This is a genomic window from Streptomyces sp. NBC_01232, from assembly GCF_035989885.1.
GTDB lineage: Bacteria > Actinomycetota > Actinomycetes > Streptomycetales > Streptomycetaceae > Streptomyces.
Genome location: NZ_CP108518.1, coordinates 6,758,913 through 6,785,639 on the forward strand (window position 1 = coordinate 6,758,913; position 26,727 = coordinate 6,785,639).

Here is a 26,727-nt window from a genome sequence, read left to right on the forward strand (position 1 = left end):
GGACCCGCCCGGTATGCGCGTATGACCGGGCCCGCCTACCGTGGCGCACATGGGTGCTGCCGGTAGTGCGATCGAGCTGGATGCGGGCGGGCGGACGGTACGGCTGTCCAGCCCGGACAAGGTGTACTTCCCGGAGCGCGGCCTCACCAAGAGGGACGTGGCCGAGTACTACCTGGCGGTCGCGCCCGGCATCACGCGCGCCCTGCGCAACCGGCCCACGACCCTGGAGCGCTTCCCGGACGGGGTGGAGGGCGAGTCCTTCTTCCAGAAGCGGGCACCGAAGAACCTTCCCGACTGGATCCCCACCGCCCACATCGCCTTCCCGAGCGGCCGCACGGCCGACGAGATCTGCCCGACCGAGCCGGCCGCCGTCCTGTGGGCGGCCAACCTGGGCTGCCTCACCTTCCACCCCTGGCCGGTGCGGCGGGAGGACACCGACCGTCCCGACGAGCTCCGGATCGACCTGGACCCGCAGCCGGGCACCGACTACCACCACGCGGTGGCGGCCGCCCACGAACTGCGCGCCCTGCTGGAGGAACTGGGCCTGCGCGGCTGGCCCAAGACTTCGGGCGGCCGCGGGCTCCACGTCTTCGTGCCGATCGAGCCGCGCTGGACCTTCACCGAGGTCCGGCGGTGCGCCATCGCCCTCGGCCGGGAACTGGAACGCCGTATGCCGGGCAAGGTCACGACGGCCTGGTGGAAGGAGGAGCGCGGCGAGCGGATCTTCGTCGACTACAACCAGACGGCACGCGACCGCACGATCGCCTCCGCCTACTCGGTCCGCCCACGCCCGCACGCCCCGGTGTCGGCGCCCCTGCGCTGGGACGAGGTGGACGACGCGGAGCCCCGCGACTTCGACATCGTGACCATGCCGGCCCGCTTCGCCGAACTGGGCGATCTGCACGCGGACATGGACGACCATGCCTTCGCCCTGGACGCCGTACTGGACCTCGCGGCCCGCGACGAACACGAGCACGGCCTGGGCGACATGCCTTACCCCCCGGACTACCCGAAGATGCCCGGCGAACCCAAGCGCGTCCAGCCCAGCCGGGCGAAGCACGAGGACTGACAACCGCCGCCGCCCGACCAGCCGACCGACCGACCGCGAAGACCCTGATCCCTAGGGTCCTGCCACGGCGCGCGCGATCAGGTCGTGGATCAGGAACTCTCCGGGCAGACGGTTCTCCTTGAGGAGGGCGAGGTCGTCGTCCGGACCGAACCAGCCGTAGGCGCAGCGCTTGGACCATTCCAGTGCGGGATGCTCCAGGTCGCCCTCGACGTCGACGAGAAAGTCGGCCTCGTGGCGGAGTCCGGCGCCGTCGTCCCCGGTCCAGCTGGTGGTGCCGAGGATTCGCCGTACGCGGCGGAGCCGCCAGCCGGTCTCTTCCTCGACCTCGCGGGCGAGAGCCTCCAAGAGGGTTTCCCCGGCCTCGACATGGCCACCGACGATGTCCCAGGTGTCCGGGAAGAGCCGGCGGCCCGGGCTGCGCTTCTGGGCGAAGGCTTCACCGGCGCCGTTGAGGATGACGGCACCGACGGTCCACACCTCGCCCGGTGCGGGAACGGGCAGTTCAACGCCTGGGTCCACGCTGAACGCCCCGTGCTGTGTCGGCATGGCCGACACGGTAGCCCGGGCGGTCGGTCGGGCTTCGCTTGTCAGCGAACCCGGTCGCTCTGGGGTCCGACGCCTTTGATCCTGGTGGGAGTTGCGTCTGGATCGAAGGAGCGGCGGAAGGTGAAGGCCTGCGGCGCGGAGTCGTGGCCGTGGAGGTGTTCCAGCCTCGAAACCCCCTCCTGCCAGGTGGGTATCACGCCGTCGGCGACCCACCAGAGCACGTGGAGCGGGTGTTCCGTTGTCTGCTCGAACCAGTCGTAACGCCTGTTCAGCGCCTCACGGTGCAGACCGGTGTAGATGGCGTCGAAGGCGGAGCCCAGGTCGGTCCAGAGCGAGAGGGCGGCGGCCAGGGCAGTGGTTTCCACCGTACGGCCCTTGCCGTACCAGGTCGGTACGACGAACTCTCCCCATGGACCCCAGTCCAAGTCGAAGTGTGTGCCCCGGTCGCCGTCTGCCGCTTCGGCGCGAGCGAGGTATCCGGGGTGCTGGCTGATCTTCCGGTAGATGGCCTCGCCGCTGTCGTGGAGTTCGCGCGTGAGGGGTGCGGGATCGGCGAGAGGTGACTTCAGGACGCCGAATGTGTACAGCGCAAGATGGGGCATGCGTCTCTCCCTGGCGGGGATCCCTGGTGTGGACCCGGTCCGGTGGCCAATTCGTCCCGTGGCGGGCGGCTCGGCTTGAAAGAACTCCTGTGCGACCGTGGGCGATCGCCGAGGACCAGGTGAAGGTAGCTGCCTATGCGGACCCTGTCGAAGTTGCGTTTTTCCTGTTCAAGTGGCCTCCTGCGTCCGGTCATTGGCCCACGGCCACGAGGCCGGGCAGTGAATGTGGGCACTGAATGTGGATGCGGATGTCCTTCGTCAGCGTAGATAGTCGCCGGTCATGCTCTGACCCGGCCGGACTATGTTCGTTGACAGACGACTTGCGTCAGGTCTACTGCCAACCGCAGTTCGGGGAGAGAGAAGGATCGACAGTGTCCGGCGAGCACGATGAGGCAGGGTTTCGGTTCAGTTGGCGTGGCAGCCACGACGCTGGCATGCCCGTTGACGACCTGTGGTTGGCGATCAACAAGGACCCGGACGGTACCTGGTGCCTCGACGCGTACTTCATCGGACGCACGACACTGACGGGTGGCGCACCGCGGGCCGCCGCGTTCGCCCAGTGGCTGCTGGCCTGCCCACCCGAAGGCCGGTATGAGAAGGAGTTCGTGCTGGTTGACGGCGAACCGCAGAGCGGATCGCGCCGACTCGCGGACGGTGCTCGACTCACCGTCGAAATCCTGTTGGGCCGTGAAGAAGCGGGTGGGCCCGAGTACCTCCAAGTGGTCTTGTCGGGCGAGATCCGCACCTACGGCTTTGCGGTGTGCGCACCGCTGGAATGCCAGCAGGTGCTTCGCGCTGAGCTAGAAGCCGCCGCGGCCCGACTCCTCGCCTCACGCGCCTAGGTTCGCTGGCCAAGAAGCCGCAACAACTGTGCTCGCCGGCAAGACGCCTCGGCTGGATGACAGCGGACACCGGATGTGGGTGCGCGCGGCGTCGACAGGACATAAAACAACACGAACGATCGTGCTAATATCTGCTCATCGGCTTGCCCTCGGCACCTGGCCGCCCTGAGGAGAATTCCGGAGAACCCGCGCATGCATCCCATGGCTTCACTCCTGAGCACCACCCTCAACGTCACCGCCCGGCTCGCCCCGGGACTGGCCGGGCCCCCGGCCTTCGCGCTGTTCGTCCGGCCCCTCGGGCGGGCGCGGCTGAAGCCCCGGGAGGCGGAGGTGATGGCGCGGGCCGAACGGGGGCGGATGGACGTGCGCGGCACGGCCGTGACCACGTACCGCTGGGGGGAGGGGGACAGGCCCGTTCTCATCGTCCACGGGTGGTCCTCGCGCGCCTCACGGTTCGCCGGCTTCGTCGAGGCCCTGCGGGCCCAGGGCCGCACCGTGATCGCCTTCGACGCCCCCGGGCACGGCGAGTCCGACGGCCGCGCCTCAACGATCCTCGACTACCGCACCATCATCGGCCGACTGCACGCCGAGCACGGAGACTTCTCGGCCGTCGTGGCCCACTCCTTCGGCGTGCTCGCCACCTTCTCCATGCTGTACGACGGCATGCGGGTCGACCGTGTCGTCGGTATCGGCGGCGTGGCCGACTTCGATCACCTCGTGGAACGCTTCCGCGCCGGCCTGAACCTGCGCGAACGCGTCGGGCGCGTACTGCGCACCCACGTCGAGCGCCGCCTCTTCCCCGGTGACCCCGGCATCTGGCAGCGGCTCGATGCCCGCCGCCGCTTCGAGGGCATGCTGGCGCCGATCCTCCTCGTCCACGACACCGAGGACGACGTGATCACCCCCGCCCAGTCCCGCGCGATCGCGGCCGCGTACGGCGCGCAGGCCCGCCTGATCGAGACCACGGGGCTCGGTCACGGCCGCATCCTCACCGACCCCGATGTCATCGCGACGGCGGTCGAGTTCACACGCTCCGAGCGCGCGCCCGAGCCCGAGACGGAGGTCGATACTGCGCCCGCACCCGCAGGGCGCACATGAGGGGTGGCGTCAGGAAGGCGAGCTGAACGCAGGCGGTCGTTCCGGGAGTTCGTCCGGAGCGGCCGCCACCGCACGCAGTCGACGCAGGATGCCGCGTCCGGCCCGCTCGTACGCCAACGGGTCCTCGTGCAGGACGGAGTGCGAGTTGGCCAGTTCCATCAGGGCCGTCAACTCGAAGGCGAGCTGCGGCACCTCTTCCGCGTCGGAGGCGTCCCGGAATCCGCCCGCCAGCCGCGCCTCGTCCAGCAGCCGCTCGATATAGCGCGTCCAGTCGGAGCGCACCTTGGCGATCTCGTCCCGGACGGGGCCCGGTCGGGCGTCGAACTCCGCGGAGACGGCGTAGAAGAAGCATCCGCCGGGGAAGACCCGGCGCCCGGAGTAGTCGAGCCAGCGCTCGCACAGCCGCCACACCTTGGCGAGCCCGTCGGGGTCCCGGCGCACGGGCCGCACAACATCGTCCACGAACACGTCCACGGCGGCGCGGACGGTGGCGAGCTGCAGATCCTCCTTGGAGCCGAAGAGCGCGAAGACCCCGCTCTTGCTCAGACCGAGGTCCGCCGCGATCTTCCCGAGGGAGAGGCCCTCCAGACCCTCCACGGAGGCGACGTTCACCGTCCGGTCGAGGACGGCCCGTCGCGTCTGGTTACCACGTTCCACGCGTCCGTCAGCCATGGCGCCATTCTACCGAACGCACGGTCGTTCACTCAGTGCCCGAGCGGCGCCGCTGTCAGTGCGGGATGCGATGCTCGACGGGCATGGACGGTGGCCGGCGGACTCCTTCGGGGCACGGTTCGCGGGCGTCGGCAGCGTGTCGACACCGGGGTCATGACAGGGTGTTGATCAGTCGTTGATCGGACGTCCATCCGCGGCGGTAAGTATCACCGGCATGTCGATGAACACCACTGCCGCAACCACTGACACCGCCTGGTACGACCTCGCCCTCTGTGCCCAGATAGGCCCCGGGTTCTTCTTCCCGGAGCCCGGATCCTCTCTGCGCGACGCGAAGCGGCTGTGCGGGGAATGCGAGGGGCGGGCGGCGTGCCTGGAGTACGCCCTGGCCAACGACGAGCGCTTCGGAGTCTGGGGCGGCCTGTCGGAGTCCGAGCGCCTCGCCCTGCGCCCCGGCCGCCGCTGATCAGGTGCGCGTCCCCTTCCCGCTGCCACGGACCAGCCCCACTCGCCGCGCGAGGTCGAATCCCTCACCACCGCACTCCTCCCGTCGCGGTGTGTGGGGCACGACGCGCACGGGGTAATGGCCCCCGACGGGCGATACGACGCCACCGAACCGGGGGTCTCCCGCGAACCAGATCCGGTCGGGGTGATCGTCCTCCAGGATGGCGAGCGGGACGGGGAACGGGATGATCCGGAACATGGCCGTGAAGTCCTCCCGGAACGGGATGGCGACGGTTGCTGGGCTTCCGGGCGGCCGACGTGGGTGTCGGCACGGCCACTCGCGCCAGGGATAGGACTGGAGCACGGCGGCGACGCGCCGCCGCCGGAAGTAGGCGATGACGACCCAAGGGAAAAGCGGTGCAGCAAGCATGGTCAAGAGGGCGAAGGCCAATCCCGCATGCCGGATGAGGCCGATGCACGCCAGGGCGGCCAGCGGAGGCCCTCCGAGGCTGACCACCCATCCGAGGCGGCGAAGAGCCAATCGCTTGTAGCCGACCACGGTCGGAGGATGGTCCCAGGCCGCCTTGTTGAGCGTGATGCTCATCGGAGTACCTCCAGGATGCGTGAGGTCCCGGCCGCTGTCGATGCACCTGGGCCGGAGTCCGGGTCGGTGAAGCCGAAGGTGTGTGCAACCGCTTCGAGGATGTCGGTGTAGGCCTCGGCATGCTCGATGGAAGCGCTGGTCAGGTCCAGGACGAGCAAGTGGATTCCATCCGGATGCACGGTCGAAACCCTGGCCTGAAACAGATGACGTTCCACCTCAGGGACCGAAATGATGCCGGCGACGAGACAGCACGGGAGAGTTGACGGCAGATCAATGAGCCTGCGATGGACCTTGGTCCACAGCGGGGAGTTGGCGATGGCCAAAGCGGTGCGTGCCACGGCGAGGCGCGGATTGGGCTGCCCGACCTGTCGGACTGCAATGGAGAACAGCGAGGTGGCGATGCCGGACGGCTCCTCGGGGTGAAAGCCGATCGCAGTGTGTACGACGTTGTGGGCTGCCAGTCCCTCAAGGGAGTCCATGAGTTGGGACAGCTCATGTTGGGCATCGGGACTGCCCAGGACCTCGGCGATCGCGTTCAAGGACGCTCTGTCGCCGGGATCGACGTCGTGGAATCCGGGAGGCAGGCGGTACCAGAACGATGGGATGCTGCCCTGCTGAGTCATGGCCGCAGCACCGACCAGACGTGGCCCGATTTCCTGATGGCTGAGGGCGCATCGTCCAGGACCCCTCGAGTGCCGTCAACCGCTGTCGAGCCTTGTTCGAGCGATTCGTCGTCCGACGCGTAGTCCCCCACGGCGGTAAGGGCACCCGTACCTGCCGCGGCCACGCCCACCCGGTCTCGGGCTTCTTGAGTCGATGACCGCATGGCCCAGCCGGTGAGGGGACTGTCCAACTGACGCAGATCCTCCGAAGTGCTCCATGCCGACTGCCGGAACGCGGTGGCTCCAGGGGCGAGACCCGCCACGGCGCTGCCTTCCGGGGCGGCGGCCATCGCGGCCCGGGCTGCCGCCGTGCCGGCCTTCGCGCCGGAGGCGACCGCTGCCACACCAGGGACTACGCCGACGGTGTCGCCCATCAGTGTCACGCTGCTCTTCCAGAAGTCCGCGTCGAACTGGCCCTTGGTGAAGCCGTCGGTCAGGGACTTGCGAAACTTCGGGTCCGAGGTGTGCATCGCCAGGGCCGCCAGGGAGAGGCCGCTCCCGACGAGCATGATGGCGAGTCCCGCCGGCGGGCAGGCGAGTGCAACCAAGGCGCCGACGAAGCCCAGCATTGCCGACGCGTTCGACATCGCGTCCGCCGGGTCTTCGACGATCTTGTTCCAGATGGAGGCCAGTAGGCCCGGTTCCTTCGGGGCCAGGTGGTCCGTCGCCGCGTTCAGGGTCTTCGCCACCCGGCGGGCCGCCGCCGCGTGTTCCGTGGCCAGTTCGTTCGCCAGGCGGCGGGCGTCCGTGAGGGCCTCCTCCGTCTTCGCCGCGGCGGCCCGGGACTCGTACCGGGTCGCCAGCGCTCGGTGGGAGACCAGGGTGTCGTGCCATCCCGTGAGGCGACGGGCCGCCTCCGCGAGGGAGGTGTGGGCCGAGCCGAGATAGCGCGGGAGGTCCTTCGAGAGGGAGGCGCGGAAGGCGGTGGCGGCCTCGCCCTGCCAGGCCGCGCTGTGGGAGACCAGGTCCTTCACCACCCGGGAGGCCTCCCCGAGGGAGGCGGCCGAGGCGCTGAGCTTCTTGGCCAGGGCCAGGACCGTCGCGGGATTGCCCGGGGCCGGGTCGAATCCCAGCGCCGCGTACTCAGCCACGCGCGGCTGCCACGCGGAGGAAGGCCGCGCGGATGGCCTGGTCCAGCTCCGCGTACTCCGCGGCGCTGCGGTCCACGCCCTCCCGTACGTCCTTGACGCGTTTGGTCAGCTCCTGCGCGCCGTAGGCCCAGCGTTCCTGGAAGCCGTCACAGGCCGCGTCGAGGTCCGCCGTGCCCAGCTGGTCGGGCCGTACGTGGTCCAGGGCGCGCCGGGCCTCCCGCAGGGAGGCCAGAGAGGAGTCCAGGGCGCGTGTCAGACGGGTCAGCTGGTCGATGTCCACCTGGAGCGAGGTCATGACGCGAAACCCTGGCAGAGCGCGGCTCTACCAGGGCAATCGGCGTCACTCGCCCGAGCGAGCGGAAATCGGTCAGCCCTTGCGGGCGGCGAGGCGGGCCGCGCGCGCGGCCAGCTTCTCGTCGAACTTGCGGGCCTCGGCGTCCAGGCCGTTCATGAACATGCCGAGCTCCTCCTGGGCCTTCTGGCCGTCGGGGCCGAGACCGTCGATGTCCATGATCTTGAGGAAGCGGATCACGGGGCTCAGCACGTCGTCGTGGTGGATCCGCATGTTGTAGACCCCGCCGATGGCCATCTGTGCGGCCATGCGCTCGAAGCCGGGCATGCCGTGTCCGGGCATCCGGAAGTTGACGACGACGTCCCGGACGGCCTGCATGGTGAGGTCCGGGGCGATCTCGAAGGCCGCGCCCAGCAGGTTGCGGTAGAAGACCATGTGCAGGTTCTCGTCCTGCGCGATGCGGGCCAGCATCCGGTCGCAGACCGGGTCACCGGACTGGTGGCCGGTGTTGCGGTGCGAGATGCGGGTCGCGAGCTCCTGGAAGGCCACGTACGCCACCGAGTGCAGCATCGAGTGGCGGTTGTCGGACTCGAAGCCCTCCGACATGTGCTGCATGCGGAACGCTTCGAGCTTGTCCGGGTCCACGGCGCGCGAGGCCAGCAGGTAGTCGCGCATCACGATGCCGTGGCGGCCCTCCTCGGCGGTCCAGCGGTGCACCCACGTGCCCCAGGCGCCGTTGCGGCCGAAGAGCGTCGCGATCTCGTGGTGGTAGCTGGGGAGGTTGTCCTCGGTCAGCAGGTTCACGACCAGCGCGATCTTGCCGATGTCCGTGACCTTGGACTGCTGCGGGTCCCAGGCTTCGCCGTCCTCGAAGAAGCCGGGGAAGTTCCGGCCCTCGCTCCACGGAACGTACTCGTGGGGCATCCAGTCCTTGGTGACCTTCAGATGGCGGTTGAGCTCCTTTTCGACCACTTCTTCCAGCGCGAACAGCAGCTTGGCGTCCGTCCACGCCTCCGAGCTGCCGAGGTGGGGAGAGGTGATCGTCACGGGTACTCCTGGGTGTAAAGCGAACTACCTACGGTTCCGTAGCCTACGGAGTCGTAGGTTAAGCGTGACGTCAAGGCCAGCCAAGCCCCCGGTGGGTGTATGTCCAGTTACATCCAGTTATCTGGGCAGTTTATGGCGGGTGAGAGCGGGCATCCAGGGGCCAAAATCACGCCAGCAGGTGGTCGGTGGTCCGTCGTTTTGACGGCAGAAAATAGATTCCGCTTCGCCGGGATCCCCGGATGCGCCGGTCGCGGAATCGCAGCGGCACCGCATCCTGGGCCGGGCCGGGCCTCCCTCGGCCGCCGGCGCCGACGCCAGGGACGCGACCTGCGCGGGACAGACGTCCGAGAGCGACGGCGCCGGCGGCCGAGGGGCGGCCTCAGTCGTTGGACCAGAGCCGGTCCCGGACCTCCTCGGCCGTCGACGGGCGCAGTTCCCCGTCCAGCATGAGCCACCGCGTGATGCCGATCGACTCGAGGAACGGCACGTCGTGGCTCGCCACCACGAGCGCGCCCCGGTACGACTCCAGCGCGTTCGTCAGCTGCCGCACGCTGGCCAGGTCCAGGTTGTTCGTCGGCTCGTCCAGCATCAGCAGCTGCGGAGCGGGCTCCGCCAGCAGCAGGGCCGCCAGCGCTGCCCGGAAGCGTTCGCCGCCCGACAGGGTGCCGGCCGGGCGGTCCGCCCGGGCGCCGCGGAAGAGGAAGTGCGCGAGCCGCGCCCGGATCACGTTGTTCGTGGCCTGCGGGGCGAACCGTGCCACGTTCTCCACCACCGAACGGCTCTCGTCCAGGACGTCGAGGCGCTGCGGCAGGAAGCGCGTCGTCACGTGCGCCACCGCCTCACCGGACACCGGCGGCAGCTGCCCCGCGATCGTGCGCAGCAGCGTGGTCTTGCCCGACCCGTTGCGGCCGACCAGCGCGATCCGTTCCGGACCCCGCAGTTCCCACTCGCCCGGTACGGCGGCTCCGTGGGCCAGGCGCAGATCGCTCAGGGTCAGGACCCGCCGGCCCGGCGGGACCTCGGTGGCGGGCAGTTCGATGCGGATCTCGTCGTCGTCGCGCACCGCTTCCACCGCCTGGTCCAGGCGGTCCTTCGCCTGTGCCAGTTTCTCGGTGTGCATGATCCGGTGCTTGCCCGCCGACTCCTGCGCTGCGCGCTTGCGGGCGCCCATCACGATCTTCGGCTCGCGCTTGTTGTCGTACATCTTCTGTCCGTACCGCTTGCGCCGCGCCAGTTTGACCTGGGCGTCGGCCAGTTCGCGCTTCTGGCGCTGTACGTCGGCCTCCGCGACCCGGACCATCCGCTCGGCCGATTCCTGCTCGGCGGCGAGCATGGCCTCGTAGTCCGTGAAGTTCCCTCCGTACCAGCGGACTTCGCCCTCCCGCAGATCGGCGATCTGATCGACCCGCTCCAGCAGTTCCCGGTCGTGGCTGACCAGGAGCATCACCCCGGACCAGGACTCGACCGCCTCGTACAGGCGGCCCCGGGCCCGCAGGTCCAGGTTGTTGGTGGGCTCGTCCAGCAGCAGGACGTCGGGGCGCGCGAGCAGCAGGGCGGCCAGCCGCAGCAGTACGGACTCGCCGCCCGACAGCTCGCCGACGGTGCGGTCCAGGCCGATCCGGGCGAGGCCCAGCTGGTCGAGCGTGGCCAGGGCCCGCTCCTCCACGTCCCAGTCGTCGCCGACGGCACCGAAGTTGGCCTCGGTTGCCTCGCCCGCCTCGATGGCGTGGAGTGCGGCGCGGGTGGTGTGGATGCCGAGCGCCTCGTCCACGCGCAGCGCGGTGTCGAGGGTGACGTTCTGCGGGAGGTGGCCGACCGAGCCGGCGACGGATGACTGGCCCCCGGCCGGGGTCAGTTCACCGGCGATCAGCTTCAGCAGGGTGGATTTCCCACAGCCGTTGAGGCCGATCAGGCCGGTGCGGCCGGGTCCCACGGAGAGCTGGAACCCGTCGAAGACGGGGGTGCCGTCGGGCCAGTCGAAGGACAGGTCGGAGCAGGTGATGAAAGCAGGGGCGTGACTCATGGAGGCCTCCAGGTTGCGTGAGTGGTGCGTGCAACGCGGGGAGACAGCCGACGCTCAGAGAATGACGGTGACGGTGATGTCGAAGGTCACAGCGGTCGGTGTCTCGAACCTCAGACGAGCAATGTCCTGCTCCGTTTCGACGGTGATGGGCCGTCTTCGAAGCTACGGGCGGCCGGAGCCGCCCGCAATCGAATTACTCAGCAGGTGTCGCGCATCAGCTCGGCCAGGCTGTGGTCCATGTCCAGGTAGAGGTGTTCGAGACCGGGCGGCACCACGGTCGCCGCCCGCTCCAGGAAGCGGTGCAGCTCGGCCGTCAGCATCAGCACGATCGCGACGCCTTCGGTCGCGTGGAACTCGATGGTGGTCCGGTCGCCGTCGTACGGGCGCACGCGTACGTCGCCACAGCCCGACGGGCGGTCCAGCCCGGACTCCAGCAGTTCGCGCGAGAAGGTCCACGAGACCTCGACGCCCTCCAGCGTGGCCGGGGCGGGGAAGGCCATGCGCACGGCGAAAGGATCCGCACGGTCGTAGCAGAGGGTGACGGGCACGGTCTCGACCTTCGGCGCGGTGGCGACCAGACGGGCCTGTGCGGCCTGCTCGATGACAGTGATCAAGGCTCACTCCCTTGCGGCGGATCTGCTGCCGGACGGCGGGGCGGGGCCCGGCAACCCGATAGACGCCGGAATCGGCAAATCCGTGCATGGGCCGTTGCGTGAGCTGTGTCACCGATTGGCCGGAACCGCTCTGTGTGATCGCACAGAGTGACCGGGTGGGAGGATGTGCGCGAAGGTGGCCCCCGAATCGCAGAGGGGCCGGGGGGCCTCCCAGAAGGGCTTGTTACCGATCACTCCACAGGCCTAAGGGGCCGCATCAGGAGCGCGTAGAGGGTGGCGGAGACGGTCATGCCGACGGGCAGGGAGAGGTCCATGCCGCCGAGCGCCGAGGCGACCGGCCCGGTGTAGAGCGTGTTGACGCAGAGGACGGCCGCGCCCACCCCGGCCGCGAGCGCGAGGGCGCCCGCCAGGTTGACGCCGCCCGTGTACCAGAAGGGGCTGCCGGGGGTCTCGTCCGTGAGGGCCCGGCCGTCGTAGCGGAACCGGCGCAGCAGGACGTCGGTGGCGTAGACGGCCATGACGGGACCGATCAGGACGACGATCAGCTGGAGGGAGTTGCTGACGGTGTCCAGCAGGTTGGAGACGAGCAGGCCGTAGAGGGTCAGGGCGACGGCAACGGCTCCGTCGAAGAGGACGCTGACCGAGCGGCGGATGCGGACGCCGACCGCCTGGAGGGCGAGACCTGCGCTGTAGGCGGTCAGCGCGTTGACGGAGACGGTGCCGAGGATCAGGGCGAGCAGGAAGACCGGGTAGAACCACCCGGGCAGGATCTTCTCCAGCGCGGCCTGCGGATCGCTCATGTCGACCGCGGTCGCGGCGAACGCGCCCAGGGAGCAGACCACGACGCTCGGCAGGAAGGCTCCGAGGGCGGTCCAGCCGATGATCGCCTTCCGTGAGGAAGTGCGGGGCAGGTAGCGGGAGAAGTCGGGGCTGGTGGTGTACGACAGCGGGCCGGAGGCGATCAGGGTGGTGCCGGCGAGGAGCGCCGCCCAGAGTTCGAGCCCGGTCAGGGCCGGGGCGGGCCGGTAGGAGAAGTCGGTGTGCCCGAGCACGGCGAAGGCGACGACGGCGAAGGCGGCGGCCAGGGCCAGGGTCATCGGGAGGTAGAGCTTCATGATCATCGCGTGGCCGTAGACGCTGATCGTCAGGGTGAGTGCGGCGATGACCACGATGACGACGGCCTTGATCCCCGTGTCGGCCGTGATTCCGGCCTGTTCCACGAGGGCGAAGGCGGCGGCCGCCGCGGCGGCCAGATTGAGCGCGAAGTAGCAGACGGAGACCAGCCAGCCGCCGACCGCGTTCATCACGCGGTTGCCGATGACGCCGTACATCGCCCGGGTGATCACCTCGCTGGGTGCGCCGGCCGCCGGGCCCGAGGTGGCGATCAGGCCGGTGAGCAGCCAGAACAGGTTGCCGACCACGATCACCGCGACGGACTGCCACAGGCTCAGGCCCATCAGGACCAGTGCGCCGCCGATCACCAGGCTGAGGTAGTTGACGTTCGCCGCCGCCCAGACGGAGAAGAGGTCCGGGGGGCGGCCGTGGCGCTCCGCGTCGGGGATGTGGTCGATGCCGTGGGCCTCGATGCGCGTCGCCCGTTCGGGGGCCGGCTCGGCCTGTCCGAGCGCTCCGGGGGCCGGGTGCGAACCGGGAGACGGGTCGGGGATCGGGGACGCCATGGGGGACCTCCGGGTGCTGGGCGTGACCGCCTCGCTTGCTTATTGGTCGCACACTCAATAGCATCCCGGGTATGTCGTCAAGCGTCCAGCGCAAGCGAATCCGCAAGTCTCCGGAGGCCCGTCGGGCCGAGATCGTCGACACGGCCGCCGCCGTCGCCCTGTCCGAAGGGCTGGAGTGCCTCACCCTGCGCCGGATCGCCGACGAACTCGATGTCCGACCGGGGCTGATCAGCCACTACTTCCCCTCGGTCGAGGACCTGGTCGCCGAGGCGTTCGGGACGGCCGCCGGGGCCGAGCTGGAGGTACTCCTGCCGCTCGGCGCGGACGGACCGGCTGCGGACGGACCGGCTGCGGACGGACCGGCCGGGGACGGACCGGCCGGGGACGAACAGGCCGGGGACGGACCGGCCGCGGGCGCCCGGCTGACCCGGTTCTTCGCCCGCACCTCGGGCGAGGCCTACGACGCCGTCAGCCGGCTCTGGATCAACGCCCGTCACCTCAGCCGCTACCGGCCCGTCCTGCGCGACCGGGTCGCCGAGCAGGAGGGCGCGTGGCGCGGCCGCCTGGAAGGCGTGATCCGGGAGGGCGTCGAGCGGGGCGAGTTCCGTACGGAGGACCCGTACGTGACCGCCGTCCAGATCCTGGTCGTCCTCGACGGCCTCGGCGCCCATGCCAACACCGAGGTCCGCGGACGCCCCGAAGCCGTGACCCGGATGGCCGTCACCACCGCCGAACGCGAACTCGGCCTGCCCCGCGGGGCCCTGACCGGCGACGCCTGATCGCGTTCGCCGCCGGCCCCTCGCCCCCGCTCCTGCTGCCCCCCGCCCCCCGTCCCGCTGGAGGATCCGTGCGCACCCGTCTCGCCCTGCTCAACGCCCGCCTGCTCGACCCGGCCACGGGCGCGTTCCTGCCGGAGAGCGCCCTGGCCGCATCCGGCGGGCAGATCACCGCGCTGGGCGACGACAGCCGCATCCGCGCGCTCGCCGACGCCTCGACGACGGTGATCGACCTCAAGGGGGCCGTGGTGACCCCCGGCCTGGTCGACGGGCACATCCACCCCGTTTCGGGCGCCGAACTGACCCACGGGCTGGACCTGTCGGGCTGCACCGACCTGGAACAGCTGCGCGAGACGCTCGCCGCCGGCGTACGCGCGCTCGCGCCCGGCGGCTGGCTGACCGGCTGGGGCCTGGACCCCAATGCCTTCGGGGACCGCCCCGTCGGGACCGCCCCCCTCGACTCCGTGCTCGGCGCCGTACCGGCCCTCCTCCTGCTCTTCGACGCGCACTCCATGCTGGCCAGCCGGCGCGCCCTCGAACTCGCCGGAGTGGACGGGCCGCGCACCTTCGACCAGGCCTCCGCCGAGATCGTCTGCGACGCGGACGGCCGGCCCACCGGCCTGCTCCTGGAGGACGCCGCCTGCGAACTCGTCGAGCGCATCGCCCCGCAGCCCACCCGCCGGGAGCGCCGCGACCGGCTGGCCGCCGCACTGCGCAGGATGGCCGCCACCGGGCTGACCGGCGGTCACGCCATGGACGCCAACGGGGACAGCCTCGCCTTCTACGCCGAACTCGACGCCGCCGGAGAACTGCCGCTGCGCCTGCGGGTCGCGCCCTGGTGCCAGCCCGGCATCGACGCCGACGGAGTGCGCGCGCTCATCGCGCAGCAGGGCGCCGGCGGCCGGCTCTGGCGCACCGACGGCGTCAAGATCTTCATGGACGGCACGATCGACAACGGCACCGCCTGGCTGGAACGCCCTGACCGCAACGGCGAGTCCACGCACGCCTTCTGGCCCGACCCCGATGTCTACACGCGGATCGTGGGCGAGTTCCACCGGGCCGGCGTGCCCACCGCCACCCACGCGATCGGCGACGCCGCCGTACGGCACGCCCTCGACGCCGTGGAGAAGGCGCAGGCGTCCTGCGCTCCCCGGCACGGTGCCGGTGCCGCGTCCCGGTCCGGGTCCGGGTTCGGTGCCGCATCCCGGTCCGTGGTGCGTCACCGGGTCGAGCACATCGAGACCGTCCCCGACGAGACCCTGCGCCGGTTCGCCGAGCTGGGCGTCATCGCCTCCGTACAGCCCACCCACTGCTGCGACTTCACCCGGGCCGACCACACCGACAACTGGTCGCGCCGCCTCGGCGAGGAGCGCGCCTCGCGCGCCTGGCGCTGCCGAGACCTGTGGGACTCGGGAGCCACCGTGGTCCTCGGTTCGGACTGGCCGATCGCCCCGTACCCGCCGCTGGGTGTCATGGGCGGCGCCCGCCACCGCCGCCCCAGCCGCGACCTCACCCAGGCCCCGCACGGCCCCGAGCAGGCCCTCACCGCCCTGCAGGCCCTCCAGGGCATGACCGTCAACGCCGCCCACGCGGCCGGAGAGGAGCACCTGGCGGGCCGGATCGCCCTCGGGCACCGCGCCGACCTGACGGTCCTCGCCGGTGACCCGCTCACCGTGGCGGCCACCGAACTGCCGGACCTGCCCGTGCTGCTCACCGTCGTCGACGGCCGGACCACCCACCGCGACGCGAGCCTGTGACCCCGGAGCACGGACCGGGGCGGGATCGGCGCCAGGGGCGCCAGGGGCGGGTTGTGCGGCCGGGAGGCGCTCTGGACGGCGAATCCGGGGTGCGTTAGCTTCCGGCGCCATGAGACTTCTGGAAGTTGGAATCGGCATGTGCGCGGCGGCCCTGCTCGTGGGAGCACTGGCCGCCCCTGCTCAGGCCGATGCGGCCGCGTCCCCTGAACCGGCCCCGCCGGCACAGGACTTACGAGGCGCCGGCTGGGCGCTGAAGGAGACCGGCAAGGACGTACGCTTCCGCGGGCTCGCGGCGGTCGGCCGGAACACGGCCTGGGTGGCCGGTTCCAAGGGGACCGTGCTGCGCACGGTGGACGGCGGCCGCACCTGGCGTGACGTTTCGCCTCCCGGGGCGGTCGCAGAGGGGCTGGAGCTCCGCGACATCGAGGCCTTCGACGCGCGGCGCGCCGTGGCCCTGTCGATCGGGGAGGGTGAGGCCTCCCGGGTGCTGCGCACCGAGGACGGCGGAGCCACTTGGACCGAGACCTTCCGCAACCCCGACCCGCGCGCCTTCTACGACTGCCTCACCTTCTTCGACTCCCGGCACGGGCTGGCGATGAGCGATCCGGTGGACGGCAGGTTCCGCATCCTGGCCACGGACGACGGCGGGCGGAACTGGCGGGTCCTGCCGGACGCGGGCATGCCCGAGGCCCTGCCGGGCGAGGCGGGATTCGCCGCGAGCGGCCAGTGCCTGGTGAGCTCGGGCCCGCGCGACGTCTGGCTGGCCACCGGCGGCGGGGCGAGCGCCCGGGTCCTGCACTCCGCGGACCGCGGTCTGACCTGGCGGGTCGCCGAATCCACCGTCCCGGCGGGCGACCCGGCGCGCGGGGTCTTCGCCCTCGCCTTCCGGGACCGTACGCGGGGGCTCGCGGTCGGCGGCGACTACCGTACCGGGCAGGCCTCCCCGCAGGCCGCGGCCGTCTCCGCCGACGGGGGACGCACCTGGCGCCAGGCCGCGGCGCCACCGCCGGCCTACCGCTCCGGCGCGGCCTGGTTCCCGTACAGCCGGGGGACGGCCCTCGCGGTGGGACCCACGGGCACGGACGTGACCACGGACGGGGGCCGCAGCTGGCGGCCCCTGGAGGAGGGTTCGTTCGACACGGTCGACTGCGCGCCGGACACCGGGTGCTGGGCGGCGGGGGAGAAGGGACGGGTGGCGCGGCTGGAGCGGCGGCGCTGATCAGCCGCCCGGGACGCCTGCAGGGCCCGCAGTGCCGACAGTGCCTGCAGTGTCCGCGGCGGACGGGCCGGGCGGAGCCGCCGGCGGCGTCGGGGTGGTGAAGAGGTCCATGCCCGGATAGCGCCCGGCGGTGAAGCCCGCGGCCCGGTAGACGGGCTCGCCGTCGGGGCTGGCGTGCAGCTGGACGTAGTGGATGCCGATTCCGTCGAGCCAGGCCACCAGACCGTCGACGATCCGCCGGCCGTGGCCCCGCCCGCGGGCGGGCGCGTCGGTGACGATCCCGTCCAGGTAGCCGCGTCGGCCGTCGGTCCACCGCGGGCCCGGCAGGTGGTGGGTGACCCAGGCCATGCCGGTGGCGAGCAGGGGTTCGCCGGGCGCTCCGCCGACGACCAGGCAGTGCACGTCGGGGCGTTCTCCGACACGCTCGAGGAACCAGGTGCGGGCGACCTGCCGCCAGGCGGCGTCGGCGGGCCCGGGGTCGATCCCGAGGGCGTCGAGGGCGACGGCGCGCAGGCGTATGAGCTCGGGGACATCGGCCGGTTCGGCCGGGCGGGGCTGCATGAACACTCCGGTGGGCAGCGGTGGGCAGCGGTGGGGGGGAGAGCGGGGAGAGGGGACGGGGTCGGCGCCCGTCCCTACACGACCGGGTTCTCCCGCACCGTCGACAGGTCCGCCGAGGTCTTCGTGGCGATGAACTCGGTGATGGTGTAGGCGCAGACGCCCGCCAAGGTGAACGGGTCCTCGGCCGCGATCCGCTCGATCTCGCCCCGGGACACCCCGCCGGCCAGGATCACGCCCCCGTCGCGCGGGACCTTGCGACCCGACGCGAGGAAGACCCCGGCGGCGTAGTAGCCGTCCAGCCAGGCGATGTGGGCGTCCATCTGCTCCTCGACGGATTCGACGGGGGCGGTGTAGGTGAGCTCCATGACGAACATGATCGCCAGGCTACTCTCGCTCCATCATGACGAGCGCGAAGATCCCCGCCGACGAGGCCGAGGCCCGGGCGATACAGGACGAACTACGCCATCAGGTCGTGCTCACCGAGCCCGGCCCCCCACCCGGCCGCGGCCTGGTCGCGGGAGTGGACGTCGCCTACGACGACGCCCGCGACCTGGTCGCCGCCGCGGCCGTGGTGCTCGACGCGGCCACCCTCGAGGTCGTGGAGGAGGCCACCGCCGTCGGGCACGTGAGCTTCCCCTACGTGCCCGGGCTGCTCGCCTTCCGCGAGCTGCCGACCGTACTGGCCGCCCTCGACTCCCTGAACACCCAGCCGGACCTCGTCGTCTGCGACGGCTACGGCCTCGCCCACCCCCGCGGCTTCGGCCTCGCCTGCCACCTCGGCGTGGTCACCGGGCTCCCGGCCATCGGCGTCGCGAAGAACCCGTTCACCTTCACCTACGAGGAACCGGGCGCCCGGCGCGGTGAGGCCGCCGCGCTGCTCGCGGCCGACGGGGCCGAGGTCGGGCGGGCGCTGCGCACCCAGGACGGGATCAAGCCCGTGTACGTCTCCGTCGGGCACCGGGTCTCGCTGGACAACGCCTGCGCGCACACCCTGGCCCTGAGCCCTCGCTTCCGGATCCCCGAGACCACCCGCCGCGCCGACTCCCTGTGCCGGAAGGCGCTGCGGGAGGCCTCCTGACACCGGCCTCGCAACAGCGGGCGCGCCCGGCCCCCGACAGCGCGGTCGGTCAGCGGACGTCCGCCACCCGGAAGGTGATCCCGGCCTTCTGGAGGCGGGCGATGAGGGCGTCGCCCATCGCCGAGGCCGTCGTCAGCTGCCCGGCCGCCTCCGGCAGGGCGTCATGGGCCAGGCACAGCGCCGACTCGGCCAGCATCTTCGCCGTCTCGCCGTAGCCGGGGTCGCCGCCCGCCACCTCGGTGAGCACGCGCCGGCCGCCGCCCTCGCCCACGAACCGCACGGTGAACCAACTGCGCGCGCGGCGCTCCGCGTCCGGCCCCCGCCCCGGCTCCCAGCGGTCCATCAGCCACCGCCGGGCCGGCGGCACCTGGGCCAGGGCCACCGTCGCTCCCAGCGCCGCCGTACCGCCCACCGCGACGGGCAGGTGCTTCACGGAGGCGTAGTGCCGGTAGCGGAAGTCCGGGCCGTAGCGCTCCAGCGCGGCCGCCGACCGGGCCACGATCCGCGGGTCCAGCGAGGGCAGCGGCAGCGCCCAGGTGCCGGTCTCCCGGCTGAACCGCGGCGCCCCCACCGGGCCGCGCGCCCGCCGGCCCAGCAGGCGGGGCTCGTGCAGCCGGCGGGCCCGGGCGGCAGCCAGGGTCTGGGGGCCACGGCTCAGCGCGGTCAGCGCGGAGGCCAGGGTGCCGCCGGAGAAGAGGGCGTTGGACCGCATGAACCCGTCGACGGTCAGCGGGACGCCCTGCGGCAGCCGCCGGACGGTGAAGTACGCGCCGAGGTCGGCCGGGATCGAGTCGAAGCCGCAGGCGTGCACGATCCGCGCCCCGGTCTCCCGGGCCCGCGCGTCGTGCTCGACGTACATGCGGTCCACGAACTCCGGCTCACCGGTGAGGTCCACGTAGTCGGTGCCCGCCTCGGCGCAGGCGGCCACGAGCTCCTCCCCGTACCAGACGTACGGCCCCACCGTCGTGGCCAGGACCCGGGTGGACGCGGCCAGTTCGCGCACGGCCGCCGCGTCCAGGGCGTCGGCCCGCAGCAGGGGAAGCTGCGCGCATGCCGGATCGATCGAGGCGAGCCGCTCGCGCAGCCGCTCCAGCTTCGCCGTGTCCCGGCCGGCGAGGGCCCACCGGCAGCCGGCGGGTGCGTGCGCGGCGAGGTATTCGGCGGTGAGGGCGCCCACGAACCCGGTGGCGCCGAAGAGTACGACGTCGTAGGCACGTTCCGGCCGGTCGTGCGGGACAGTGGCGTTCATGAGCGCTCCTCCCAGGGGGGTTTCGGTGGCCGAGGCTAGCGCGATGCCCGGCCGTCGGCGCGGGCGGGTGGGGCCGACGGGGTGACGCGGACCGGGCGGTACGAGAACAGCGCCCCGGGCACGGCGTGGAAGCCGTGCCCGGGGCGCTGTGAGGGGCGCTGTGGGGCCACCTGCCCCCGGCCGCCCGTCGGGCGGGCCGGGGCGGGGGCCGCTAGCCCTTCTGGTACAGACCGAAGAGGTCGACGACGAGGTCGATGTCGTCCCAGCCACGGTTCCAGAAGTCGATGATGCCGTTGCTGCCGGTGCTCGCCTGGACCAGGTTCGGGACGGTGTCGCCCTTCGTCCAGTTCAGGTTGGAGGAGTTCGGCGGCGTCGGCCAGATGGCCGTCTCGTTGACGTAGTCGTCCGCCGAGTTCGGGTCCGGGGTGACCGTGAGGTACCCGTTGCCGTTCGTGTTCGTGACCGTGGAGTTCAGCACGAAGCCCGTGACGCTGGGGTCGTCGTGCGAGATCGGCAGGTAGATGTAGCTGTCGCCCCACAGCGGCCCGTAGACCGCGTCGTTGGGGTCACGGGTGTCGAAGACGCGCTCCGGCACCAGCGGCAGGAAGGCGCTCTGGCTGTCCTTGCTGTAGTAGCCGACGACGTCGACGACCACGTCGGCCGGGGCCCAGGCACCGTTGAAGACGCTGATCTTTCCGTCGGCGGAGACGGGCACGATCACCGAGTTGGCGATCGTCTGGCCGGCGAGGAAGTTCAGGTTGGACGTCGTCGGGATCGCGCCGCCGCTCGGGTACACGGTCAGGTGACCGCCGCCCTGCGGGGCGGTCACCGTCACGTTCAGCGCCACGGCGGTGATGCCCTGGGGCACGCCGCGCAGGCCGCTGATCTGGGTGCCGAAGGTCGACTGACCGCCGAGCTTGCGCTTGGCGGTGCCCAGACCCTCACGGGTGTCGACGAAGCGGGTGGGGTCGACCGGGGTGTAGCCGCTGGAAGCCGTGCGGCTGAAGTAGCCGGTGACGTCGGCGATCAGGTCGACCGACTGCCAGCCGCGGTTGGACAGCTCCACGTAGCCGTTCTTGCCGACCGGCACGATGACCAGGTTCGGGACCGTCTGGCCGGCCTTGTGGTTGACGTTCGAGGTCTCGGGCCGCTCGGTGCCCTCGGGGAAGGCCGTGATGAAGCCGCTGTCGGTCGTGTTGGTGACCGTGACGTTCAGGGCCACCGCGGTGACGCCGGCGGGTATCTTGCCGTTGCCGCCGACCTTGACGCGGGTCGACTTGCCCGGGCCGACCTTGCCCTGCGCCACGCCGGTCCCGAAGCGGGTGTCCAGCAGACGGGTCGGGGTGTGCGGGGTGAAGTCGGAGCCCGGCGTGACGGCCTGGATCTCGTTGACGGCGGAGACGCCGTTCGCGGTGTCCTTCACGGTGACCTTGACCGTGTAGGCGCCGACCTCGGCGTAGGTGTGCCCGTTCGTCAGGACCTGGGAGCCGGACGCGCTGACCACGTCGGTCTTCTGGTCGCCCCAGTCGATGGTGACCTCGAGCGGGGTGCTGACGCTCGTGAGGGTGGACTTGAGCTCGATGCCGTGCGCCGACGTGCCGTAGCCGGTCAGACCGACCGTGAGGTTCGGGTTGTCCTCGGCCGACTGCACCGCCGCGGCGCCCGCCGCGCCCGTCTTGGCGGACGGCAGTGCCTTGCGCACCGTACGGTCGGCAGGGCTGGTGAAGGTGTGGCCCTTGGACTTGGAGGCAGCGGCCTTGCCCAGGTCCAGGTCGGGAGTGGACGCGCCACGGGCGTCGGGCTTGGCCGGATCGGCCTGGGCCACGCCCGGAATGAGACCAACGCCTGCCGCGATGGCGGCGACGGAGACTACGAGTCGGCGGTTGCGCACCGGCCCCCCATTTTCTGCTTGAACGTTTGATCAGCTTCGAAAGCGTGTTCAGAGTACATAGCCGCGCAACCGCTGGTCAGGGGGGTGCCCTTTGATCTTGGGCCCGATTCCCGCGGAGTCGGACATCCCGGGACAGGTCACCTGCGGGGAGCCCGCACGGGGGCTTGTGTTCGGTGGAACACGTTCCTAGCATCACTGGTGTTACATCAGTTGTGTCACACAGCCGCACATCATGCACACCATGCACACCAGAGCCGCTGGGGGCCCGATGGCAGTGACAGGGAACGGGAACCGGAACACGGGCGGGCACGGCCCGCTCGCCGGCGTGCGCGTCGTCGAACTGGCGGGCATCGGCCCCGGACCGTTCGCCGCCATGCTCCTCGCCGACCTGGGCGCGGACGTCGTACGGGTGGACCGGCCCGGCGGCGGCGGGCTCGCGGTCAACCCCGCCTATGACATCACCAACCGCAACAAACGGTCCGTGCTCATCGACCTCAAGGCCGCCGACGGGTCCGCCCGTGTCCTGGACCTGGTCGAGAAGGCCGACGTACTCGTCGAAGGGTTCCGGCCGGGGGTCGCCGAGCGGCTCGGCGTCGGCCCGGCCGAGTGCCACGCCCGCAATCCGAGGCTCGTCTACGGCCGGATGACCGGCTGGGGCCAGGACGGCCCGCTCGCCGAGAGCGCGGGGCACGACATCGCGTACATCGCCGTCACCGGCGCCCTCGGCATGATCGGCAGGCCGGAAGAACCGCCGGCCGTACCCGCCAACCTGGTCGGGGACTACGCGGGCGGCTCGCTCTACCTGGTCGTCGGGGTGCTCGCCGCCCTGCACCACGCCCGCGCCACCGGCACCGGCCAGGTCGTCGACGCGGCCATCGTCGACGGCACCGCCCACCTGACCGCCATGATCCACGGAATGATGGCGGCGGGCGGCTGGCAGGACCGCCGCGGGGCCAACCTCCTCGACGGCGGCTGCCCCTTCTACGGCACCTACGAGACCTCCGACGGCCAGTACATGGCGGTCGGCGCGCTGGAGCAGCAGTTCTACGACACCTTCGTGGAGCTCCTCGGCATCACGGACCGGGCCCCGGCCCGCAAGGACCTCGCCCGCTGGGGCGAGCTGCGCGACGTTGTCGCCGCACGCTTCAGAACCCGTACCCGGGCGCAGTGGACGGCCGTCTTCGAGGGGAGCGACGCCTGCGTGGCACCCGTGCTCTCGCTGCGCGAAGCACCTGACCACCCGCACCTCGCCGCCCGCGGGACCTTCACCGACTTCGGCGGGATCGTCCAGCCCGCACCCGCGCCGCGGTTCTCGGTGACCCCGGGCGCCGTCACCGCGGGCCCGGCGCAGCCGGGTGCGCACGCCGAGTCGGTCGCGGCCGACTGGGACGTACCGGCCCTGCTCGGGAAGGAGGAGGAGAACTGATGGAACTGTCCATGATGCTCGACTACGCCGGGGATCCGCGCCGGGCGGCCGACGAGGCCGCCGCGCTGGAGGCGGCCGGGCTCGACGCCGTGTGGGTGGCCGAGGCCTGGGGCTTCGACTCCCCGACGATCATGGGCTATCTCGCCGCCCGCACCGAGCGGCTGAAGATCGGCTCGGCCATCCTCAACGTCTACTCGCGCACTCCCGGCCTCATCGCCCAGACCGCCGCCGGCCTGGACGCGCTCTCCGGCGGCCGGGCCATGCTCGGCCTCGGCGCCTCCGGCCCGCAGGTCGTCGAGGGCTGGCACGGCATGGCGTACGACAAGCCGCTCGGCCGGACCCGCGAGACGGTCGAGCTGTGCCGGCGCATCTGGCGCCGCGAGACGATCGACCACCACGGCATCACCGACATGCCGCTGCCGCCCGAGAAGGGCGGCCGGCACGGCAAACCGCTGAAGATCCTCACCCGGCCGGTCCGCCCCGCCATTCCCGTCCACATCGCCTCCCTCGGCCCGGCCAACGTGCGGATGACCGCCGAGATCGCGGACGGCTGGCTGCCCACGCTCTTCATCCCGGAGAAGGCCGCCGCCGTGTGGGGCGGCCCGCTCGCGGAGGGCACCGCCAAGCGGTCCCCGGAACTGGGCCCGCTGCAGACCGTCGCGGGCGGCCTGCTCGCCATCGGCCCGGACGCGGCCGCCGCACGGGACCTCGCGCGTCCGCAGATCGCGCTCTACGTCGGCGGCATGGGCGCGGTCGGCAAGAACTTCTACAACGACCTCGCCGTGGCCTACGGCTACGAGGAGGAGGCCCGGAAGATCCAGGACCTCTACCTCTCCGGACGCAAGCGCGACGCCGCGGCCGCCGTCCCGGACGAGTTCTGCGAGCTGATGACGCTGTGCGGCCCCGAGGGCTACGTACGCGAACGCGTCGAGGCCTTCCGCGAGGCGGGCGTCACCATGCTCAACGTCACCCCGGTCGGCCCCGATCCGGCCCGGCTGATCGAAACCGTCAAGAGCTGGCTCTAGGGGGCCCCATGCAACGCCGCATCTTCGACGCCGACCACGAGGCGTTCAGGGAAACCGTGCGCACCTTCCTCAGCAAGGAGGTGCTGCCGCACTACGAGCAGTGGGAGAAGGACGGCATCGTCAGCCGTGAGGCCTGGCGGGCCGCGGGCCGCCAGGGGCTGCTGGGGCTCGCCGTACCGGAGGAGTACGGAGGCGGCGGGAACACCGACTTCCGCTACGCCGCCGTGATCGCCGAGGAGTTCACCCGCGCGGGCGCCCCCGGGCTGGCCATCGGTCTGCACAACGACATCATCGGGCCGTATCTGACCTCGCTCGCCACCGAGGAGCAGAAGCGCCGCTGGCTGCCCGGCTTCTGCTCCGGCGAGACCATCACCGCCATCGCGATGACCGAACCGGGCGCGGGCTCTGACCTCCAGGGGATCCGGACCACCGCCGAGGACCGCGGCGACCACTGGGTGCTGAACGGCTCCAAGACCTTCATATCCAACGGCATCCTCGCCGACCTGGTGATCGTGGTCGCGAAGACCACCCCCGAGGGCGGTGCGCACGGCCTGTCGCTCCTGGTCGTCGAGCGCGGCACCGAGGGCTTCGAGCGCGGCCGCAACCTCGACAAGATCGGCCAGAAGTCCCAGGACACCGCCGAGCTGTTCTTCAACGACGTACGCGTCCCGAAGGAGAACCTGCTCGGTGAGTTGAACGGCGCCTTCGTCCACCTGATGACCAATCTCGCGCAGGAGCGGATGGGCATCGCGATGGCCGGCATCGCCGCCGCCGAGCACCTGCTGGAGATCACCACCCAGTACGTGAAGGAGCGGGAGGCCTTCGGCCGTCCGCTGGCCAAGCTGCAGCACATCCGGTTCGAGATCGCGGAGATGGCCACCGAGGTCGCCGTCACCCGGACCTTCCTCGACCGGTGCATCACCGACCACTCCAACGGCGAACTGGACCACGTGCACGCCTCGATGGCCAAGTGGTGGGCCACCGAACTGCAGAAGCGCGTCGCCGACCGCTGCCTCCAGCTCCACGGCGGCTACGGCTACATGACCGAATACCGGGTCGCACGGGCCTTCACCGACGGCCGGATCCAGACCATCTACGGCGGCACGACCGAGATCATGAAAGAGATCATCGGGCGTTCGCTGCTCGGCTGAACCCCCTCTGCCTCCCTCTTCCTCCCCCTTGGAAACCTCCGAAAGGCTTGACCAGTGAGCACCGAAGCTTACGTATACGACGCGATCCGCACCCCGCGCGGTCGCGGCAAGGCCAACGGCGCCCTGCACGGCACCAAGCCGATCGACCTGGTCGTCGGACTCATCCACGCCCTGCGCGAGCGCAACCCGGGCCTCGACCCCGCCACCATCGACGACATCGTGCTCGGCGTCGTCGGCCCGGTCGGTGACCAGGGCTCCGACATCGCCCGTATCGCGGCGATCGCCGCCGGGCTCCCGGACACCGTGGCCGGCGTCCAGGAGAACCGCTTCTGCGCCTCGGGCCTGGAGGCCGTCAACCTGGCCGCCGCCAAGGTCCGTTCCGGCTGGGAGGACCTCGTCCTCGCGGGCGGCGTGGAGTCCATGTCCCGCGTCCCGATGGCCTCCGACGGCGGCGCCTGGTTCGCCGACCCGATGACCAACTGGGACACCGGCTTCGTCCCGCAGGGCATCGGCGCCGACCTGATCGCCACCATCGAGGGCTTCTCCCGGCGCGACGTGGACGAGTACGCGGCCCTGTCGCAGGAGCGCGCCGCCGCGGCCATCAAGGACGGCCGCTTCGCGAAGTCCGTGGTCCCGGTCACCGACCGCAACGGCCTGATCGTCCTGGACCACGACGAGTTCGTCCGCCCCGGCACCACCGCCGACACCCTCGCCAAGCTGAAGCCCTCCTTCGCCGACATCGGCGAGCTCGGCGGCTTCGACGCGGTCGCGCTGCAGAAGTACCACTGGGTCGAGAAGATCGACCACGTCCACCACGCGGGCAACTCCTCCGGCATCGTCGACGGCGCCTCGCTCGTCGCGATCGGCTCCCGCGAGGCGGGCGAGCGCAACGGTCTGACCCCGCGCGCCCGGATCGTCTCGGCGGCCGTCTCCGGCTCCGAGCCCACCATCATGCTCACCGGCCCCGCCCCCGCCACCCGCAAGGCCCTCGCCAAGGCCGGACTGACCATCGACGACATCGACCTGGTCGAGATCAACGAGGCCTTCGCGGGCGTCGTCCTGCGCTTCGTCAAGGACATGGGCCTGTCCCTCGACAAGGTCAACGTCAACGGCGGCGCCATCGCGCTCGGCCACCCGCTCGGCGCCACCGGCGCGATGATCCTCGGCACGATCGTCGACGAGCTGGAGCGCCAGGACAAGCGCTACGGGCTCGTCACCCTCTGCGTCGGCGGCGGCATGGGCGTCGCCACCATCGTCGAACGCCTCTGATCCGTCCTGTTCCCCCTGCCCACCGGACCTTCCGAAACGAAAG

General features: G+C 71.3%; 27 protein-coding genes. 12 read left to right on the plus strand and 15 right to left on the minus strand.

Annotated elements, in window-relative coordinates; all coding sequences use genetic code 11:
- The first annotated feature begins 49 nt into the window (after positions 1–49).
- Positions 50–1,069 (plus strand): non-homologous end-joining DNA ligase, encoded by a 1,020-nt coding sequence (gene ligD, locus OG444_RS31130; protein ID WP_327265322.1) that lies wholly within the window; start codon positions 50–52, stop codon positions 1,067–1,069.
- A gap of 51 nt (positions 1,070–1,120) precedes the next feature.
- Here ligD and OG444_RS31135 read toward each other — a convergent pair whose 3' ends face one another.
- Positions 1,121–1,615 carry an NUDIX hydrolase gene (locus OG444_RS31135; RefSeq protein ID WP_327265323.1) on the minus strand — a complete coding sequence of 165 codons (495 nt, stop codon included), beginning with the start codon at positions 1,613–1,615 and terminating at the stop codon, positions 1,121–1,123.
- 41 nt (positions 1,616–1,656) lie between these two features.
- Positions 1,657–2,217, minus strand: a complete 561-nt coding sequence (locus OG444_RS31140; RefSeq protein ID WP_327265324.1) for a DUF3291 domain-containing protein — start codon at positions 2,215–2,217, stop codon at positions 1,657–1,659.
- Between the two features lie 434 nt (positions 2,218–2,651).
- Between OG444_RS31140 and OG444_RS31145 the strand changes: the two genes are divergently transcribed.
- The gene (locus tag OG444_RS31145; protein ID WP_327265325.1) at positions 2,652–3,059 is read left to right on the plus strand and encodes a hypothetical protein; all 408 of its coding nucleotides are present in this window, start codon (positions 2,652–2,654) and stop codon (positions 3,057–3,059) included.
- 201 nt (positions 3,060–3,260) lie between these two features.
- Positions 3,261–4,157, plus strand: a complete 897-nt coding sequence (locus tag OG444_RS31150) for an alpha/beta fold hydrolase (RefSeq protein WP_327265326.1) — start codon at positions 3,261–3,263, stop codon at positions 4,155–4,157.
- A 9-nt stretch (positions 4,158–4,166) separates the two neighbouring features.
- On the opposite strand, the gene OG444_RS31155 is transcribed toward OG444_RS31150, so the two are convergent.
- Positions 4,167–4,829, minus strand: a complete 663-nt coding sequence (locus tag OG444_RS31155) for a TetR/AcrR family transcriptional regulator (RefSeq protein ID WP_327265327.1) — start codon at positions 4,827–4,829, stop codon at positions 4,167–4,169.
- Positions 4,830–5,043: 214 nt separating this feature from the next.
- Between OG444_RS31155 and OG444_RS31160 the strand changes: the two genes are divergently transcribed.
- Positions 5,044–5,292, plus strand: a complete 249-nt coding sequence (locus OG444_RS31160) for a WhiB family transcriptional regulator (RefSeq protein ID WP_327265328.1) — start codon at positions 5,044–5,046, stop codon at positions 5,290–5,292.
- Here OG444_RS31160 and OG444_RS31165 read toward each other — a convergent pair whose 3' ends face one another.
- The 8 genes from OG444_RS31165 to OG444_RS31200 form a co-directional block, all read right to left on the minus strand.
- Entirely contained in the window at positions 5,293–5,874 is a 582-nt protein-coding gene (locus tag OG444_RS31165; RefSeq protein WP_327265329.1) for a hypothetical protein, read from the minus strand.
- Positions 5,871–6,497, minus strand: coding sequence for a hypothetical protein (locus tag OG444_RS31170; protein WP_327265330.1), 627 nt, complete (start codon positions 6,495–6,497; stop codon positions 5,871–5,873). Before OG444_RS31170 ends, OG444_RS31165 begins: the two co-directional genes overlap by 4 nt.
- Positions 6,494–7,627 carry a hypothetical protein gene (locus tag OG444_RS31175; RefSeq protein ID WP_327265331.1) on the minus strand — a complete coding sequence of 378 codons (1,134 nt, stop codon included), beginning with the start codon at positions 7,625–7,627 and terminating at the stop codon, positions 6,494–6,496. The genes OG444_RS31170 and OG444_RS31175 overlap by 4 nt, the downstream gene beginning before the upstream one ends.
- Entirely contained in the window at positions 7,620–7,922 is a 303-nt protein-coding gene (locus tag OG444_RS31180) for a hypothetical protein (protein WP_327265332.1), read from the minus strand. The genes OG444_RS31175 and OG444_RS31180 overlap by 8 nt, the downstream gene beginning before the upstream one ends.
- 72 nt (positions 7,923–7,994) lie before the next feature.
- The gene (locus OG444_RS31185; protein ID WP_327265333.1) at positions 7,995–8,966 is read right to left on the minus strand and encodes an acyl-ACP desaturase; all 972 of its coding nucleotides are present in this window, start codon (positions 8,964–8,966) and stop codon (positions 7,995–7,997) included.
- A gap of 379 nt (positions 8,967–9,345) precedes the next feature.
- The gene (locus OG444_RS31190) at positions 9,346–10,989 is read right to left on the minus strand and encodes an ABC-F family ATP-binding cassette domain-containing protein (RefSeq protein WP_327265334.1); all 1,644 of its coding nucleotides are present in this window, start codon (positions 10,987–10,989) and stop codon (positions 9,346–9,348) included.
- A 197-nt stretch (positions 10,990–11,186) separates the two neighbouring features.
- Positions 11,187–11,603: an SsgA family sporulation/cell division regulator gene (locus tag OG444_RS31195; protein ID WP_327265335.1), complete on the minus strand. Its 417-nt coding sequence runs from the start codon at positions 11,601–11,603 to the stop codon at positions 11,187–11,189.
- A gap of 230 nt (positions 11,604–11,833) precedes the next feature.
- The gene (locus tag OG444_RS31200; protein ID WP_327265336.1) at positions 11,834–13,282 is read right to left on the minus strand and encodes a purine-cytosine permease family protein; all 1,449 of its coding nucleotides are present in this window, start codon (positions 13,280–13,282) and stop codon (positions 11,834–11,836) included.
- A gap of 71 nt (positions 13,283–13,353) precedes the next feature.
- Between OG444_RS31200 and OG444_RS31205 the strand changes: the two genes are divergently transcribed.
- The 3 genes from OG444_RS31205 to OG444_RS31215 all read left to right on the plus strand — a co-directional run bounded on the left by OG444_RS31205 (position 13,354) and on the right by OG444_RS31215 (position 17,034).
- Positions 13,354–14,061, plus strand: coding sequence for a TetR/AcrR family transcriptional regulator (locus tag OG444_RS31205; RefSeq protein WP_327265337.1), 708 nt, complete (start codon positions 13,354–13,356; stop codon positions 14,059–14,061).
- A 68-nt stretch (positions 14,062–14,129) separates the two neighbouring features.
- Entirely contained in the window at positions 14,130–15,815 is a 1,686-nt protein-coding gene (locus OG444_RS31210) for an amidohydrolase (protein ID WP_327265338.1), read from the plus strand.
- Positions 15,816–15,924: 109 nt separating this feature from the next.
- Complete coding sequence (locus tag OG444_RS31215; protein ID WP_442810659.1) at positions 15,925–17,034, plus strand: WD40/YVTN/BNR-like repeat-containing protein; 1,110 nt, start codon at positions 15,925–15,927, stop codon at positions 17,032–17,034.
- Here OG444_RS31215 and OG444_RS31220 read toward each other — a convergent pair whose 3' ends face one another.
- Together OG444_RS31220 and OG444_RS31225 are read right to left on the minus strand one after the other, a co-directional pair.
- Positions 17,035–17,595, minus strand: coding sequence for a GNAT family N-acetyltransferase (locus tag OG444_RS31220; RefSeq protein ID WP_327265339.1), 561 nt, complete (start codon positions 17,593–17,595; stop codon positions 17,035–17,037).
- A gap of 74 nt (positions 17,596–17,669) precedes the next feature.
- Complete coding sequence (locus tag OG444_RS31225; RefSeq protein WP_327265340.1) at positions 17,670–17,969, minus strand: YciI family protein; 300 nt, start codon at positions 17,967–17,969, stop codon at positions 17,670–17,672.
- A 26-nt stretch (positions 17,970–17,995) separates the two neighbouring features.
- Here OG444_RS31225 and OG444_RS31230 point away from each other — a divergent pair, with 26 nt between their 5' ends.
- On the plus strand, positions 17,996–18,673 hold the full coding sequence (locus OG444_RS31230; RefSeq protein WP_327265341.1) for an endonuclease V: 678 nt from the start codon (positions 17,996–17,998) through the stop codon (positions 18,671–18,673).
- 49 nt (positions 18,674–18,722) lie between these two features.
- Here OG444_RS31230 and OG444_RS31235 read toward each other — a convergent pair whose 3' ends face one another.
- A complete protein-coding gene (locus tag OG444_RS31235) occupies positions 18,723–19,922 on the minus strand; it encodes a saccharopine dehydrogenase family protein (protein WP_327265342.1) in 1,200 nt (399 codons plus the stop codon).
- A gap of 211 nt (positions 19,923–20,133) precedes the next feature.
- Positions 20,134–21,747, minus strand: coding sequence for a hypothetical protein (locus OG444_RS31240; RefSeq protein ID WP_327265343.1), 1,614 nt, complete (start codon positions 21,745–21,747; stop codon positions 20,134–20,136).
- A 334-nt stretch (positions 21,748–22,081) separates the two neighbouring features.
- On the opposite strand from OG444_RS31240, the gene OG444_RS31245 reads away from it, so the two are divergent.
- From OG444_RS31245 to OG444_RS31260, 4 genes are read left to right on the plus strand one after another with little or no spacing between them, the layout of a single operon-like run.
- A complete protein-coding gene (locus tag OG444_RS31245; RefSeq protein ID WP_327265344.1) occupies positions 22,082–23,239 on the plus strand; it encodes a CaiB/BaiF CoA transferase family protein in 1,158 nt (385 codons plus the stop codon).
- Entirely contained in the window at positions 23,239–24,264 is a 1,026-nt protein-coding gene (locus tag OG444_RS31250) for an LLM class F420-dependent oxidoreductase (protein WP_327265345.1), read from the plus strand. The genes OG444_RS31245 and OG444_RS31250 overlap by 1 nt, the downstream gene beginning before the upstream one ends.
- Before the next feature lie 8 nt (positions 24,265–24,272).
- A complete protein-coding gene (locus OG444_RS31255) occupies positions 24,273–25,415 on the plus strand; it encodes an acyl-CoA dehydrogenase family protein (protein WP_327265346.1) in 1,143 nt (380 codons plus the stop codon).
- Between the two features lie 54 nt (positions 25,416–25,469).
- Positions 25,470–26,684: an acetyl-CoA C-acetyltransferase gene (locus tag OG444_RS31260; protein ID WP_327265347.1), complete on the plus strand. Its 1,215-nt coding sequence runs from the start codon at positions 25,470–25,472 to the stop codon at positions 26,682–26,684.
- Positions 26,685–26,727: the final 43 nt, after the last annotated feature.

What these genes read in the sequence shown, in the direction of transcription:
- OG444_RS31230 (WP_327265341.1), top strand. Translation starts at nt 17,996, where the DNA reads ATGACGAGCGCGAAGATCCCCGCCGACGAGGCCGAGGCCCGGGCGATA.
- OG444_RS31180 (WP_327265332.1), bottom strand. Translation starts at nt 7,922, where the DNA reads ATGACCTCGCTCCAGGTGGACATCGACCAGCTGACCCGTCTGACACGC.
- OG444_RS31140 (WP_327265324.1), bottom strand. Translation starts at nt 2,217, where the DNA reads ATGCCCCATCTTGCGCTGTACACATTCGGCGTCCTGAAGTCACCTCTC.
- OG444_RS31170 (WP_327265330.1), bottom strand. Translation starts at nt 6,497, where the DNA reads ATGACTCAGCAGGGCAGCATCCCATCGTTCTGGTACCGCCTGCCTCCC.
- OG444_RS31165 (WP_327265329.1), bottom strand. Translation starts at nt 5,874, where the DNA reads ATGAGCATCACGCTCAACAAGGCGGCCTGGGACCATCCTCCGACCGTG.
- OG444_RS31225 (WP_327265340.1), bottom strand. Translation starts at nt 17,969, where the DNA reads ATGTTCGTCATGGAGCTCACCTACACCGCCCCCGTCGAATCCGTCGAG.
- OG444_RS31250 (WP_327265345.1), top strand. Translation starts at nt 23,239, where the DNA reads ATGGAACTGTCCATGATGCTCGACTACGCCGGGGATCCGCGCCGGGCG.
- ligD (WP_327265322.1), top strand. Translation starts at nt 50, where the DNA reads ATGGGTGCTGCCGGTAGTGCGATCGAGCTGGATGCGGGCGGGCGGACG.
- OG444_RS31155 (WP_327265327.1), bottom strand. Translation starts at nt 4,829, where the DNA reads ATGGCTGACGGACGCGTGGAACGTGGTAACCAGACGCGACGGGCCGTC.
- OG444_RS31135 (WP_327265323.1), bottom strand. Translation starts at nt 1,615, where the DNA reads ATGCCGACACAGCACGGGGCGTTCAGCGTGGACCCAGGCGTTGAACTG.
- OG444_RS31220 (WP_327265339.1), bottom strand. Translation starts at nt 17,595, where the DNA reads ATGCAGCCCCGCCCGGCCGAACCGGCCGATGTCCCCGAGCTCATACGC.
- OG444_RS31205 (WP_327265337.1), top strand. Translation starts at nt 13,354, where the DNA reads ATGTCGTCAAGCGTCCAGCGCAAGCGAATCCGCAAGTCTCCGGAGGCC.
- OG444_RS31215 (WP_442810659.1), top strand. Translation starts at nt 15,925, where the DNA reads ATGAGACTTCTGGAAGTTGGAATCGGCATGTGCGCGGCGGCCCTGCTC.
- OG444_RS31245 (WP_327265344.1), top strand. Translation starts at nt 22,082, where the DNA reads ATGGCAGTGACAGGGAACGGGAACCGGAACACGGGCGGGCACGGCCCG.
- OG444_RS31145 (WP_327265325.1), top strand. Translation starts at nt 2,652, where the DNA reads ATGCCCGTTGACGACCTGTGGTTGGCGATCAACAAGGACCCGGACGGT.
- OG444_RS31150 (WP_327265326.1), top strand. Translation starts at nt 3,261, where the DNA reads ATGGCTTCACTCCTGAGCACCACCCTCAACGTCACCGCCCGGCTCGCC.
- OG444_RS31160 (WP_327265328.1), top strand. Translation starts at nt 5,044, where the DNA reads ATGTCGATGAACACCACTGCCGCAACCACTGACACCGCCTGGTACGAC.
- OG444_RS31190 (WP_327265334.1), bottom strand. Translation starts at nt 10,989, where the DNA reads ATGAGTCACGCCCCTGCTTTCATCACCTGCTCCGACCTGTCCTTCGAC.
- OG444_RS31200 (WP_327265336.1), bottom strand. Translation starts at nt 13,282, where the DNA reads ATGGCGTCCCCGATCCCCGACCCGTCTCCCGGTTCGCACCCGGCCCCC.
- OG444_RS31235 (WP_327265342.1), bottom strand. Translation starts at nt 19,922, where the DNA reads ATGAACGCCACTGTCCCGCACGACCGGCCGGAACGTGCCTACGACGTC.
- OG444_RS31255 (WP_327265346.1), top strand. Translation starts at nt 24,273, where the DNA reads ATGCAACGCCGCATCTTCGACGCCGACCACGAGGCGTTCAGGGAAACC.